We start from the raw sequence: 12,814 nt of genomic DNA on the forward strand, positions 1-12,814 counted from the left end.
TTAGCGCCCCTTGAACGAGAATAGCCCGCTTGGCTTGACGAGAATGACGAGGATGACGACCCCGAAGACAACGGCGCGCGCCAGAATGTCGTTCGTTCCAATCGCCACCAGCGCATTGATTTCGCCCAGAAGCCCTGACGACAGGGCCGTGCCGAAAAGGCTGCCGACCCCGCCCGTCACCACGACCATGAAACCGTCAACGACCATCGTCGTGCCCATGTCGGGGAAAACGGTCTTGAAGCCGGACATCATCACGCCGGCGACGCCGGCAAGGCCGGAACCGAAGGCGAAAGTTAGGGCGTTGATGCGTTTCACATCGATGCCGCAAGCCGCAGCCATTTTTGGATTACGGATGATGGCGCGCACCTGCATGCCCGCTGTCGTCCGGTAGAGAATGAACCATGTCGCCAGCGTCAACGCGGCCGTCACCGCGATTATGAAGGTGCGATACGCGTTGATGTCGGCGCCGGCGAACCTGAAGGTGCCCTGCAGATACGAAGGCACGGCGACGTTTTGCAGCCCGGCTCCCAGGCCCTCGATATGAATACCGAAAAAGCTAAGGCCGAATTCGAGCCTTACGGCCTGCTGCAAAAGGATGGCGATGCCCCAGGTGGCAAGAAGCGTGTCGAGCAGGCGGCCGTAGAGCCTGCGCACCACCACCCGCTCGATCACCAGGCCGAGCAGGGCGGTTACGACAAAAGCCAGGGGAATTGCGAACAGAAGGCCTGTTTTCAGCCAGATGCCCGAGAGGACGGCGACGTAGGCACCGATCATTACCATTTCGCCGTGGGCCATGTTGATGACGCCCATGGCGCCGTAGGTGATGGCAAGACCGAGTGCCACCAGAAGAAGGATTGAGCCGAGACTGAGGCCGATAAAGAGAATGTCGAGCATAACGCCACCGTTCGTGAGAAGGGCGGACCAGACTTTGTCCTGCTCCTTGCCTGTCCCGAAATCGGGTCGGCACCGAGCAGAGGAAAAAACGCAGATCCGCCTTGCCGAGACATGGTCCCGCCAGGCATGGCTGGCGGGACGACGCGAAAAGAGGGGTCAGCCCTTGAGCTTTGCTGCGTCGAGACCGTTGCTGGTGCAGAAAAGATTACTTTCCGTCTCGCCATAGGCCGAATAGGGCAGCGGCTTGATCGGTGCCGGGTAGGCGTTGACGACCTTGCTTTGTCCATCCGGCTGCCATTGGCCGATGCGCGGCGTCAGCCAGCAATGCAGGTTGTCGGGGTCGGTGGTCACCTTGCCGCCGGGCGCGTCATAGGTCTGGCCACGAATGCCGGCCCGGATCGCATCGGCGGACAGATCGCCGGATTTCTCCACTGCCTGCTTCCACAGGAATACCTGGAAATAGGCGGCCTCGAGCGAATGGTATGTCACTGCCTTCGGATCGTTGACGAAGGTCCTGAAGCGTTCGATGAAGCTCTTGTTAGCCGGCGTTTCGATCGACATAAAATATGGAAATGATGTGTAGCTGCCCGCCGCATATTCGGCGCCCATGGCGGCGATCTCGATTTCGGAGGTCACTGTCGCGCAGATCGGGATAACCTCCTGCGAGAGGCCCTGGTTCTTGAACTCGCGGTAGAAGGCGATGATCGAGTCGCCAACCACGTTGGAAAGAACCACGTCGGCGCCCGATTCCTTGATCTTGCTGACCATGACAGCCCATTCGGAGTGTCCAAGTTCCAGATATTCGTCCGCCACCCATTCTGCGCCCGCCGCCTCGATCAGTTTCTTGGAAACCTTGGCCATCTCGCGCGGATAGACATAGTTGGAGCCAACGATGAAGAACTTCTTCTTGCCCAGTTTCTCGACAATCCAGGGAATGTAGTTGGAGAGCTGCTGGTTTGGAACGGCGCCAGAATAGACGACGTTGCGCGAGCACTCAAAGCCCTCATAGTGCGTCTGGTAGAACAGCATCGCGCCGCGCCGTTCGAAGATCGGCAGTACGGCCTTGCGGCTGGCAGAGGTGTGGCAGCCGAAGATGGTGGAAATCTTGTCCTTGAGGATCAGTTTCGATGCTTTTTCGCTGAAGGTCTTCGGATCGGAAGCGCCGTCTTCGACGACGACTTCCACCTGGCGGCCAAGAACGCCGCCGGCTGCGTTGATTTCGGCCACGGCCATCATGACACCGTTGGCGAGAAGCTTCTCGGCAACGGAAAGCCCGCCCGTCTGGGAGTAGAGCGCACCGACCTTGATAGCATCGGCTGCAAAGGCCCGGCCGCCCAGCGCCGGCAAGGCGAGTGCGGCTGAAGCGGTGGCTGCGGTTTTCAGAAAGTCACGTCTGTTGAACACCATCTTGGTTCCCCTTTTTTTGATTGGCGCACGCGACGGCACTGCCCGGCTCTACGGCGAGGCTTTCATGCCGAAAAAATACTGGAAGGCCGACGTCACTGTCAGCAGATAACAAAAAACCCGCGAGGCTTTTCACAGCCTGCGGGCACCCTTGCCATCATCGCATCACGGCTGCGCCGCGTGCAACAGCGGCACATGGCTTCGCGAAACGAAGGGATGTGCCGGAGGTGTTCATCTGGAACACATCAAAAACTAATCATGTTTTTGGGAAGGGCGCAAGAGCTGTTCGGCGTTGATAATCGAATTGGCGATTTCATCGATTGGGACGCGCCGAGCCATCGCTTGCTCGCGCATTTCACGATACGCCTCATTCTCGCTCGTGCCGCGATTGGCCATTAGAATGGCCTTTGCCCGGGCGAGCTTCTGGTCTCCCAAGACCTTGCGCTTATATTTACGGGCTTCCTTGACGAGCCTTTGGCGCTCAAGCCAGAGACTGCGCGCTATGGCGAGATTGGTCAGCAGGCCGAACGGTTTGATCGGTCTCTCGACAATGGCAAGCGCGCCGCTTTCCAGAACGATCTGCAATGTGGAGGGATTTTCGTAACCGACGATGGCGAGCATGGTCGGAGCGGGATTGGGGAGGCACTTCAGCAGGCGTTCGATTTCCGGTCGCGCCTCGTCTTCCATGGCAAGAAAGACGACATCCGTGCCGTGTGGCAACTCGGCAGGGACCGGCCAGAGGCAACTGACCGTACAACCGATACGGCGCAGGTGATCGACGAGAAACTCTCCTTCGGATGTCCGGGGATGAATCACCAGAACCTTGAGATCCCGCAAATCTCTGAGAAGGGCGAAAGACATCGTCGCTCCTTCTCAGACCTGAACACGATGTGGGAACGGCTGCGTCAGGTCCGGGCGATATTCTCGCATGAACGGATCTGGCGCCACGCGTAGCGACGGGTCATGGACGATGTCATAGCTGCCTTGCGCATTTACTTTTGCAACCCTTGGCCACAGATGGGTGTGGTTCGTCAGCCGGTCTATCTTCACAGCGCCCTGCGGAGCGTCGTACTCGACCTCGTAAAGGGCTGGAAGAAGCTGCTCCAGCCCGTCGCCACCGGCCCGCTGCAAAGCTCCCGCATAGAGATAGACTTGGAAATAGGCCGCTTCGGCCGGCGCGGTCGGCAGCATCTGCTGGCCGTATCGCTGTTGGTAAGCCAAGACGAAGGCGCGCGCGCGAGGCGTATCCAGGGAGGCGAAAAACGGGGCCGCGGTGATATGCCCCTCAGCCACTTCCGGTCGCATCCGGATCACGTCAGCCTCGCTTGTCGACTGACTGGCGATTGGCATCGTCGCTGCATCAAAACCCGCCTCCCTGAACGCCGTGTAGAAGGGAATGATACCGTCGCCGACGATTGTCGAATAGATGACATCCGGCCGTGCCGCGCGAATATGCCGGATGATTTTGGCGACATCTTCGGGCTTTAGGTTGAGAGGAACATATATTTCGTCCAGTACCTGACCGCCCAGCTGAAGAAAGAGATCGCTGATCGTCCGATTGGATTCGTAAGGGTAGACGTAGTTCGAACCCACAAGGAAAACCCGCTTTCCATAATGCTTGGTGAGGAAGTCGACCAGCTGCACGGAGTTCTGGTTGGGTGCGGCCCCGGTGTAGATACAGTGCCGAGAGTATTCAAACCCCTCATACAGTGTCGGATAGAATAGCAGGGCCTCTCGAGCTTCGATGACGGGCAGTACGGCTTTGCGGGTGCTAGACATATGGCAACCGAAAACGACCCGGACCCGATCCTCGTCGCAAAGCTTGACCGCAAGTTCCTTATAGAGATTGGGCGTCGATTTAGGGTCATAGGCAACAGGCTCGATCATCCGGCCGAGGACGCCACCAGCCGCATTGATTTCGTCAATCGCCAGCAAGGTCGCGAACCTCTGGGTTTTTTCGACGGCTCCGGTCACACCCGTCTCGGAGAACAACACACCGACCCGCCAGCTTTCTGAATGCATCATAGCCCACCAAAAAATAAAAAAGCTCCCGCCCGTTTCCGGTCGAGAGCTACCCTGCTCATGGAATATCAGCGGCCCGTTGAAGCCTGCAAAATGATGATGTCAGTTTCCTTGTCCGGTGGCAACATAGAGGAGAGCCGAAAACACTCGCAAATGTAAAATCATGGAATCAAAATTCTTCCGCGTTTTCGCCTGAGCATCGAGAATACGCACACACCCTCTTTGCTCCAGCGAGCGATGTCTAACTTCCCTTCATCCGCGTGGCGCTATTCGATAGCCTGGATGGAACGCGATATGGACATCGGTTCCACCGCCAGGTCGGCTTCGACAGCGGCGGCCAACACCACACTGCTGAGCTGTAACCGGAGGCAATTTATGTCTCAGCTGGATCTTCGATCGCCTTCGCAAGACGTTCAAGTTCGACGGAGTAGCAAAAAAAACTGAACAGTACCAACAGGATCAAAGCCCCCTGCAGAACCGTATGACCAAGCGGGGGCAGCGTGTTGGATTCCGGCAAGTGTCGAAAGAAGATTGTTGAGAACAGGACGCCTCCGAACAGGAAGGCCAGGCGTGCAGCGAACGATAAGAGGTGAGATACGAATATGGAGTGGAACGGTGCGCGGACCTCGACCCAACGCATTCTTGTCCAGTAGCTTGCCTGTAAAAGCAGCGCAACCGCAAGGATTGTGAGCAATGTCGACACGGGCACTTGTTGGCGTTCGCCAAGATGGGTGACGACGGCGTAAAAGATCGGGAAGATAACCCGGAGCAGGAATGCGACCGCCAGGGACTGGAGCACGATGAGTGATCCGTAAGCGAGAGCATTTTTCCTTCGATCAGTCATCATGCGCATTCCCTTCGAGCCGCCAAGAGAGGCTGCGCCCTATGGGTCAATGACCCACCGCCGGCGCAATGATCCCTAGACGCCCCAGCCCGCTGACAATCAGCTGGACTGCGACAGCGGTCAGCAAGATCCCGAAAACGACCTCTGAGACGACCATGCTCGCTGGCTTCATGTGTTTGGACAGCTTGTCGGTATTGGTAAAGACGACATAGTCGAAAGCAGCGACAATCAGGATCAGAACAGCGACAACTACCGCGCTGGCGACTGAGACAACTTCGCCAGACGCCAGGATTATGACGGTTATGCCGACGGGGTTGAGCAAATAGGGAACCGCAAGCGGGAACACTGCGAGTTTGTCCGGATCGATCGGATCGGCAAGCTCGTCATGCGGCTTTTCCGTCGGTCCGGAGGCCATCTTGATCGCTATGAGCGCAAGGATGACGCCACCTGCCACAGCGACGGCGCCGCCGGTTATGTGGAGAAGTCGCATCAGAAGCGCGCCGGTCGCAAAGAGGATCAGTGCTGTGACGAGTGCTGTCAGTACCATCTGGCGGCCGATGCGCACTTTGGTCGCGGTGTCGAAACTGTGGGTTTTCTCAAGAAACGGCACGAGGGCAATTTTTGGACCCATGCCGATCAAAAGCAAAAGAAGAAGCTTTCCGACAAGCGTGGCGTCGATGGTGTTGAAGTCCATGGAAGATCCCCTTCGTTGATGATCTGCGCGTGAGCGAGAAGCATGATTGTCCCAGCCAAGCAGTTTCAGTGCGGGCAAACGTCCCAGAAGCCGGTCGTTTTGGCTGGAGACGTGTAATACCAGCACTGGCCGGGCTGCGGCGGTGTACCAGCCAGTGCGACAGCTGCTGCACCGGTAACAACGCCAATGGCTGCGCCTGCAGCTATCGCGGCGCCCGGCCGCCAGTACCGGCGGGGAGCGACAACCACAACGCCGCGCCGCGCTGGTCGGTAGGCCGGGGCCGCAGGCCGATGGGCAGGGCGATATGCGGGTGCATGACGACGTCCGGCAGCAGCGCAACCGGCCGGTCCGCACGCCGCCACACCGCAGCCTCGGGGGCCACAGGCTGCAGCCCCACGGCGGGCTTCAGCGGTCGAGGGTAAAAGAACCGGTATGCTGATCAGCATCAGCACGGCGATCAGGCTCAGTAGGTGTGATACGATTTTTGAGGTTTTCATTTCATATCCTCCTTGATCTTTGATGGCGTTTCGCCTGGTTCACTTCGTGATCAAGCTGGCCCGGGCACGGCCACGGCGTTGTGTTTTGCCAGCGCCTGCTGGGCAGCGGCAGCAAGACCCTCTTCCTTTCCGCCTGCGACTTGCACAGTCGGAACGGCGATCTTGATGCCTTGGGCGTTGAATGCTTCCCGCAGCATCGCATAAGCTCTGCGACGGATGGCCGATTGCAGTTGGGTAGGTTTCAACGTCATCCCGAAGCTCAATTTTATTCCAATGTCTGTGATCTCTTCGACGCCTTTCATTTTGAGGTTCTCAATAATGAACGGCTGGAATTCGGGGTCATCGTACAGGGCTTTGCCCACGGCTTTGGTAATTGCCTTGACCTGGGCGACGTCGGATTCGTAGGACACGGACAACAGGAATTTGACCACTGACCAGTCGCGGCTCATGTTCTGAACGGCACCCAGTTCACTGAATGGGACGATGAATATCGGGCCCCTGTGGTGCCTAAGCTTGACCGAGCGGAGACTGAACGCCTCGACGGTTCCTTTGTAACTGCCGCTCTGAATGTATTCACCAATCCGGAATGCATCGTCGAGTAGATAGAACATGCCGCTGATGATGTCCTTGACGACGGTCTGCGCACCAAAGCCAATGGCGACGCCTACAACGCCAGCACCGGCGATCAATGGTCCGATCTCGATTCCGAGTGAAGACAGGGCCATCATGATCGCAATCGCTGCAAAAAGGATCATGACGAAGTTGCGCAAGATCGGGAGAAGGGTTCTCAAACGGGTACGCCGCCGCTCCCGCTCGCTTCCAATCTCAAGCGCGGCTTCCGTGTCTCCCATTTTCCGATCGATCAGAACTTTCACGACATTCCATGCCAGATCGACGACAAGGAGAATGATGCCGGCGCTTAGCACTCCACGTAAGAGCCGTAGCGCGGGTGAATCCTGCATCGTCATCTCGGTCAGTCGAACGTCCATGACATCGGCGAGGAAGAGGATGGCTGCAACGATCAGGGCTGCCCTTATCCCACGCTCGACGACAACCGAAACCACTGTGACACGGTTATGACCGTCCTCTTCAGCGCCGGAGCGGCGCAGAATGTTGTTTATGGATGCTTTGGTAAGAACGATCGCGCCTGGCAATGCGGCGCAGACGACCATAACCCAGAAAAGCGTCGTCGCGCCCGCCACCCAGAGCAACCAGATACCGGTTAAATAGGCAGTCCAAAGCCAGTTGCGACCATTCAATCCAATCCGGCTGCTCTGTAGCGTGGAGGAATGAGGCGGGCGTCGCCATATGGCCTCGATAGCAATGCCGAGAAGAATGAAACCCAGGAAGTAGGCCGCGAGCTGCCGCGCCGGGATCGATAGGCCAAGCGTACCTAGAAGCCGGATGGTCACCCAGCCAAAGGCGTACCAACCCACGAGATAGCTCAGTCGTTTTGCCCAATGACCTGCCGTCTCGTCAGAGATCGGAACCACGCGGAAATGGCCTTTCTCGTTCGAGCGTGGCGCCAAAAACACATCCAGTACTGCGCTGGCGAGGCGGTAAATGACGACAGCGAACAGGAAGCCTACGACGATTTCCCTGACGATCGGTGGCCAGTCAAAAAGCAGGAAGAAACCGATGCTGCCCAGCCCGAACGACAGCACGTAAAAAGCCGCCCAGAGCAGCCGGGCGGTTATGGCAATAATCCTGTGCCAAACGGTCGTGAACGAGGCTTCTGCCATCCATGACCGCCAGCCAGCACTGATCCACCAAAATACCCATTGAGCGGCAAGTCCTGCGGCAACAAACGCGACCACCAGCACGATGGGCCGGGTCCCGCCAATCGTCTTGATGTCCTGCTCAAGTAAAGCGGCGCCACGCTTTGCTTCGGACGGAAAAGAATGTGCAGCGTCGACCATTGCGGCGGCATGGGCGCGGAAACGCATTGTCGATGCGGCAAACGAGGGACCTACCTCTGCGCTGGTCGAAGGCGGCGCTTCAGGATTCGCTCCGCGAGCGACGTGCTGCAACCATTTCTGAACATCGGGATCCGACATTAGGGTGATGAAGTGCTGGACATTGGGTGGTTGTTCCGCCGGAGCGGGCGCGTCAGGCATTTGCGCTGCTGCGGCTGAGATGCCAACAAACAGGATGAGCATCGCCGCAATAGAGGTGCGAGATATTTTCATCAGCAAAAATTTCAGACGCATTACCATTGTCTGTCCCTGTTGTGGTATCTCGGCGCCCTTCTGAATGACGCTCGACCAGCTATTGATGACATGCTTCAGTCGAAGTATTCGGTGTGTTGCAGCGCGATGATTTCCGTGCCGTGCCACCTGAACCAAGGAGGGACTGAACCCCTCCGGCATAATTGTCTCTGGTGTCGGCATCGACGACGGCAACCGGAGCGGCAAGGATCAGCCCTGCGGTACTGCCCACTGCCGCTGCCGTGCCGGTTGTTGCTGCAAGGATCGTATCTCCAAGGCCAATCTTGCTGTCCGTCAAAGTCTGTCCATCAGAAATCCGGGCTCCAATCAGCCGGACGATCTCTGGCGACTCCGCGAACTTCCCGTGGTTGAGGCTGTCCCCGGCTTTGATCATGGTGAGGTCGATTACCGAGATCTGGCTTTCGGCCAATTCACTCTTGTAGGGAGGCTGCTCAGGGTCGATAGCGCCAAGCCTCGCGACGTTGCCCCACACTCGGCGGGACACGGCCAATGCCCGGTCATCCCGGGAGACAAATAAAGTGAATTTCGGATGCTTTTTGCCCATGTCGGCGATCTGTTGCCGGAAGACGTCGACGTCGACGTCGGGAGATGCGAGCATCACATTCTTGAACTTGGCCGGAAGGCTTCCATTGCGAATGGCCATTTGACGAAGCGCCTCGAGCGCGAGCCAGTTACCCATGGAATGAGCAAGGATCGAAACTTCCTTCACCTGCTTATCCCTGGCCAGATATTGAAAAAGCAACTCCAGGGCATTGCGCGTATAGTTGGTGCTCTCGCGGTCGTAGCCGTACGCAAGTAGGCTTCCGCGCGACGGCCAGGTGACCAGTACGGGAGCGCTCGCTACCCCGGAATCCTGGACGATCTGGGCAAAGCGATAGACCGAGTCTTCAAATCGATTGTTGAAGCCGTGAATGAAGACCAACACGCTGCCGTCACGGCTCTTTCTGACGGAAGCGCTCAGCCATTTCCGGGCATCGTCGCGGCTGATTTCCTGTGCCTTTAACGTCGCAAAATCTGTGGCTGGATTGGGAGGAATCCTTTTCGGCCAGGCAACATTACCAATCTTGCGGACATTTCCCGGAGGGATGGACACGGTGATCTCCGCGAAGGCCGCATCCCTTGCGCGTTCACCCGTGAACATCTCGCCTTTGTTCGCGGAGCGACTACGCGTTGTTGTGATCAGCATGTCCACCTTGGTGGATGTGGGGACGCTATCGGCAACAGGGACAAGAACGTTTGTCGCGTGGCCGCCGCAACCAACGAGAGCTGCGAACATCACACAAAAAGGGAGCCTTCCCATTCGATATGGAAAGCGTCCGTTACGGAGGTCCCTTGTATCGTTGCCGTTCACCAGATCGCCCGCCGCCATTTGTCACAGCTTTGTCCTCGCCACGTCGGCGCAAAAAAAACCTATGCGAATGACGGGCTGTTTTCCCGTAACATCGGGTATGTTACGGGCATCCGGCGGGCGATGCCGTCATCTGAATGCGTGAAAGTGTCGAAGTTGCCAGAGACAATCACACGCGGCCCCGTAACCGTCGTCTCTCTCGCCCGCTCGCCAGCGTGGTAAAACATGCGAGGCCTTGACGGTGCTGCAATCCGACCCCGGTAAGCTGACCGCACCAGCGTATATTACGGTAACATACTGCACGAGCCGCGTTTCATCGAAGAATATGCCATCGAGACATTCGGCGTCGCCGTGACGCTGTGACGGTGGGAGAGGACAATGGATGAAGGTGTGGCTGCGGTCAGGCTGCGGTTTCCCACAAGAGTTCAGGCCATCAACGAGCTTGCGTCGCGGGACGTCATATTCTGTGAAATCTGCCAGGATTTTGCCGAAGCCCAGACGGAGTTGGCAAGATGGGAGGCGGCTTCTTCCGATCCGGTCCGAGATGACCGTGTGGCCGAATACAAGGAATTGTTGGCGGCCCTTGGCAGAGAGATTGAAGATGCTCTCGCCCGAGCCACCGTTGTCTCTCTTCATCGCTCACCCGGTCCGCGCCCGGTGTAACTCCGCCTGATGGGCAGTTAACTTCGAAGGAACAAGATCGTGGCTTCCGAGATATCACACGAGCCTGTAACTACCCCGCCACCCCGCAATCCCCTGCGGAGGATCGCTTTCGCTGTCGTTTGTCTGGCGCTGGTCCTGTTCGTGCTGTCAGTCTTCATGGAGCGGCGGACACCATCAACATCTCAAGCGCAGGTCCAGGCGTATGTCGTTGGTATCGCGCCTGAAGTCACAGGTCGCGTCGTGGAAGTGGGCGTTAACGACAATACGCGGGTGGAGGCCGACCAGGTCCTGTTCCGAATTGATCCCCAGCGCTACCAACTCGCCGTGAACGAGGCGGAGGCCGGTCTGGCCAGTGTCGGCCAGTCAATCGGCGCATCGACCGCTGCAGTGGATGCCGCCCAGGCAAAGCTTGTCCAGATCCGTGCCGACAGGGACAACCTTCGCGACCAATATGCCAGGGCCTCCGAACTCCTCAAAAACGGCGTGTTTTCAAAAGCCCGTTTCGACGCCGCCAAATCTGCCTTCGATCAGGCAGAGGCCTCGGTTTCCGGTGCGCAGGCTGATCTCACCAAGGCTCGCGAGCAGCTCGGTCCTTCCGGAAACGACAATCCGCAACTGCGCGCAGCTCTTGCTGGATTGGAGAAGGCCAGGCTGGACCTGATGCATACCACAGTGCGGGCGCCTTCGTCCGGGGTTGTGACAAACCTTCAGCTCACCAGTGGCAAGGTCTTGCCAGCCGGCCAACCGGCCATGACCTTTATCGATGTGGGCACCATCTGGATCAATGCCGCGTTCAAGGAGAACAGCCTCGAAAATGTCGTCGTCGGCAACAGGGCGGAAATCCTTTTTGATGCCCTTCCAGGCCGACTGTTCCCTGCCACGGTAGAAAGCGTCGGCTTCGGTGTCTCGCAAGGGAGCACGGATCCGAGCACCGGGTTGCCAACCATGCGCAGTGACAGCGGCTGGGTCAAGGACGCGCAGCGGTTTCCGGTCCGTCTCAATATCGATGAAGCTCAAAGACCTAAGGGCGGCGTGCGCTACGGTTCGCAGGCGACCGTCATCATCTATACCGGTAACAATCCGGTCACCAATGCTTGGGGATCACTCTGGGTCCGTATCATGTCGGTGCTCACCTATGTCAACTGACAGCACCGCCGCCGAGCAGAAACGAAAAGGATTGCGGGTCGCTCTTGCGGTTTCGATCGGCTTTGTGCTGGCGGTGTATTGGGGGGCCTTTGTTCCGTTCCTCGGGCCGCTTTTCGCCGCGCAATTTCTGCTGGGAAGCTCTCGACCGATGCCGCTTGCCAAGACACTTGGCGCGGCGCTCGTCATTCTGGTCTCGGGAATGGCGATGATGATCTTGACCAGCAGCCTCGGCAATCGTCCTGTTCCCTTTCTCCTGCTTCTGGGGCTGACCTATTTCCTGTGTTTTGCCTTACAGACGTCGGGAAAGGGCGGGCCTGCGGTCTTTCTGGTGTTGGTGGTCGCGATCATCGTGCCGCTGCTCGGTATTTTGAACGATGAGTTGGCCAATTCCATCCTCTCGATCCTTGTTGGTGGCGTGTTGTCGGGCACGCTTTTGACGTGGCTCGCCCATGCGATCTTTCCCGAACCGGTAGTTCTGGACGGAAGTGCCGCGCCATCCTTCGACCAGCCGCCGGCTCTGCTGAGAGCATTGGCAAATACGCTGATCCTGCTGGCATCTGTCGTGATCTGCCTGACGAGCGACAATCTGACGGCCGCGGCGGTCATTCCGATCACCGTTGCATCCTTGCTCGGCCAGCTCGACGTCGCCGCAAGCACGCGGGCAGCTGTTGGGCTTATAATGGTCAATCTATTCGGCGGCGTCCTCGCATCTTTAGCTTATGCGATCCTCACGCTTCGCCCCAACCTGTTCTCGATCTTTCTGATTGTCCTTGTCGTTGCCCTCTTTCTGGGAGGTCGGGCAGCAGCTCGGACCAAGGAGGCGCCGATGTTTGCCGGTGCCCTGACGATTTTCCTTATCCTGTTCGGGCTCGGTGTGTCGCCCCTGCCTGGCAGCGCTGCGGAAAGCTTCGCCACCCGCATTGTCTATATCGCCGTAGCTTTGACCTACACTCTGTTGCTCGCCACCATTCTGTGGCCCAGAAGGCCACACCTGAGAAGGATAAACCCATGAAAACGCAGCTAGTGTGATTTCTACAGCGGTGCGTGGATCTGGAAGTATCCGCGTAAGACGTG

The 12,814-nt window shown here is 57.9% G+C and carries 12 protein-coding genes; 3 read left to right on the plus strand and 9 right to left on the minus strand.

The window, feature by feature from the left end; genetic code table 11:
* The 9 genes from urtB to CRP02_RS03015 form a co-directional block, all read right to left on the minus strand.
* Window positions 1-894: an urea ABC transporter permease subunit UrtB gene (gene urtB / locus CRP02_RS02975; RefSeq protein ID WP_019565873.1), complete on the minus strand. Its 894-nt coding sequence runs from the start codon at window positions 892-894 to the stop codon at window positions 1-3.
* Window positions 895-1,050: 156 nt separating this feature from the next.
* On the minus strand, window positions 1,051-2,301 hold the full coding sequence (locus CRP02_RS02980; RefSeq protein ID WP_003516989.1) for a transporter substrate-binding domain-containing protein: 1,251 nt from the start codon (window positions 2,299-2,301) through the stop codon (window positions 1,051-1,053).
* Between the two features lie 249 nt (window positions 2,302-2,550).
* Window positions 2,551-3,159 carry an ANTAR domain-containing response regulator gene (locus tag CRP02_RS02985; protein ID WP_003516987.1) on the minus strand — a complete coding sequence of 203 codons (609 nt, stop codon included), beginning with the start codon at window positions 3,157-3,159 and terminating at the stop codon, window positions 2,551-2,553.
* 12 nt (window positions 3,160-3,171) lie between these two features.
* Complete coding sequence (locus CRP02_RS02990; protein WP_097170184.1) at window positions 3,172-4,323, minus strand: transporter substrate-binding domain-containing protein; 1,152 nt, start codon at window positions 4,321-4,323, stop codon at window positions 3,172-3,174.
* 370 nt (window positions 4,324-4,693) lie between these two features.
* Entirely contained in the window at window positions 4,694-5,167 is a 474-nt protein-coding gene (locus CRP02_RS02995; protein ID WP_013637555.1) for a hypothetical protein, read from the minus strand.
* Window positions 5,168-5,210: 43 nt separating this feature from the next.
* Window positions 5,211-5,858, minus strand: coding sequence for a MarC family protein (locus tag CRP02_RS03000; protein WP_020808305.1), 648 nt, complete (start codon window positions 5,856-5,858; stop codon window positions 5,211-5,213).
* Between the two features lie 65 nt (window positions 5,859-5,923).
* Entirely contained in the window at window positions 5,924-6,355 is a 432-nt protein-coding gene (locus CRP02_RS03005; protein ID WP_097170185.1) for a hypothetical protein, read from the minus strand.
* Between the two features lie 50 nt (window positions 6,356-6,405).
* Window positions 6,406-8,571, minus strand: coding sequence for a mechanosensitive ion channel family protein (locus tag CRP02_RS03010; RefSeq protein ID WP_097170186.1), 2,166 nt, complete (start codon window positions 8,569-8,571; stop codon window positions 6,406-6,408).
* A gap of 52 nt (window positions 8,572-8,623) precedes the next feature.
* Complete coding sequence (locus tag CRP02_RS03015) at window positions 8,624-9,883, minus strand: alpha/beta hydrolase (protein ID WP_323455330.1); 1,260 nt, start codon at window positions 9,881-9,883, stop codon at window positions 8,624-8,626.
* 426 nt (window positions 9,884-10,309) lie between these two features.
* On the opposite strand from CRP02_RS03015, the gene CRP02_RS03020 reads away from it, so the two are divergent.
* Genes CRP02_RS03020 through CRP02_RS03030 form a run of 3 tightly spaced genes read left to right on the plus strand, consistent with a single transcriptional unit; the run spans window position 10,310 to window position 12,752 of the window.
* A complete protein-coding gene (locus CRP02_RS03020) occupies window positions 10,310-10,594 on the plus strand; it encodes a hypothetical protein (protein WP_020808308.1) in 285 nt (94 codons plus the stop codon).
* Window positions 10,595-10,633: 39 nt separating this feature from the next.
* Complete coding sequence (locus tag CRP02_RS03025) at window positions 10,634-11,740, plus strand: HlyD family secretion protein (RefSeq protein ID WP_097170188.1); 1,107 nt, start codon at window positions 10,634-10,636, stop codon at window positions 11,738-11,740.
* Window positions 11,730-12,752, plus strand: a complete 1,023-nt coding sequence (locus tag CRP02_RS03030) for a DUF2955 domain-containing protein (protein ID WP_097170189.1) — start codon at window positions 11,730-11,732, stop codon at window positions 12,750-12,752. Before CRP02_RS03025 ends, CRP02_RS03030 begins: the two co-directional genes overlap by 11 nt.
* Window positions 12,753-12,814: the final 62 nt, after the last annotated feature.

Source organism: Rhizobium sp. AN5, from assembly GCF_900215255.1.
GTDB classification, from domain to species: domain Bacteria; phylum Pseudomonadota; class Alphaproteobacteria; order Rhizobiales; family Rhizobiaceae; genus Agrobacterium; species Agrobacterium tumefaciens.

Excerpts from the sequence above, each read along its gene's own strand:
- CRP02_RS02980 (WP_003516989.1), bottom strand. The coding sequence starts at position 2,301 with ATGGTGTTCAACAGACGTGACTTTCTGAAAACCGCAGCCACCGCTTCA.
- CRP02_RS03015 (WP_323455330.1), bottom strand. The coding sequence starts at position 9,883 with ATGGGAAGGCTCCCTTTTTGTGTGATGTTCGCAGCTCTCGTTGGTTGC.
- CRP02_RS02985 (WP_003516987.1), bottom strand. The coding sequence starts at position 3,159 with ATGTCTTTCGCCCTTCTCAGAGATTTGCGGGATCTCAAGGTTCTGGTG.
- CRP02_RS03010 (WP_097170186.1), bottom strand. The coding sequence starts at position 8,571 with ATGGTAATGCGTCTGAAATTTTTGCTGATGAAAATATCTCGCACCTCT.
- CRP02_RS03000 (WP_020808305.1), bottom strand. The coding sequence starts at position 5,858 with ATGGACTTCAACACCATCGACGCCACGCTTGTCGGAAAGCTTCTTCTT.
- CRP02_RS03005 (WP_097170185.1), bottom strand. The coding sequence starts at position 6,355 with ATGAAAACCTCAAAAATCGTATCACACCTACTGAGCCTGATCGCCGTG.
- CRP02_RS02995 (WP_013637555.1), bottom strand. The coding sequence starts at position 5,167 with ATGATGACTGATCGAAGGAAAAATGCTCTCGCTTACGGATCACTCATC.
- CRP02_RS03020 (WP_020808308.1), top strand. The coding sequence starts at position 10,310 with ATGGATGAAGGTGTGGCTGCGGTCAGGCTGCGGTTTCCCACAAGAGTT.
- CRP02_RS03030 (WP_097170189.1), top strand. The coding sequence starts at position 11,730 with ATGTCAACTGACAGCACCGCCGCCGAGCAGAAACGAAAAGGATTGCGG.
- urtB (WP_019565873.1), bottom strand. The coding sequence starts at position 894 with ATGCTCGACATTCTCTTTATCGGCCTCAGTCTCGGCTCAATCCTTCTT.
- CRP02_RS02990 (WP_097170184.1), bottom strand. The coding sequence starts at position 4,323 with ATGATGCATTCAGAAAGCTGGCGGGTCGGTGTGTTGTTCTCCGAGACG.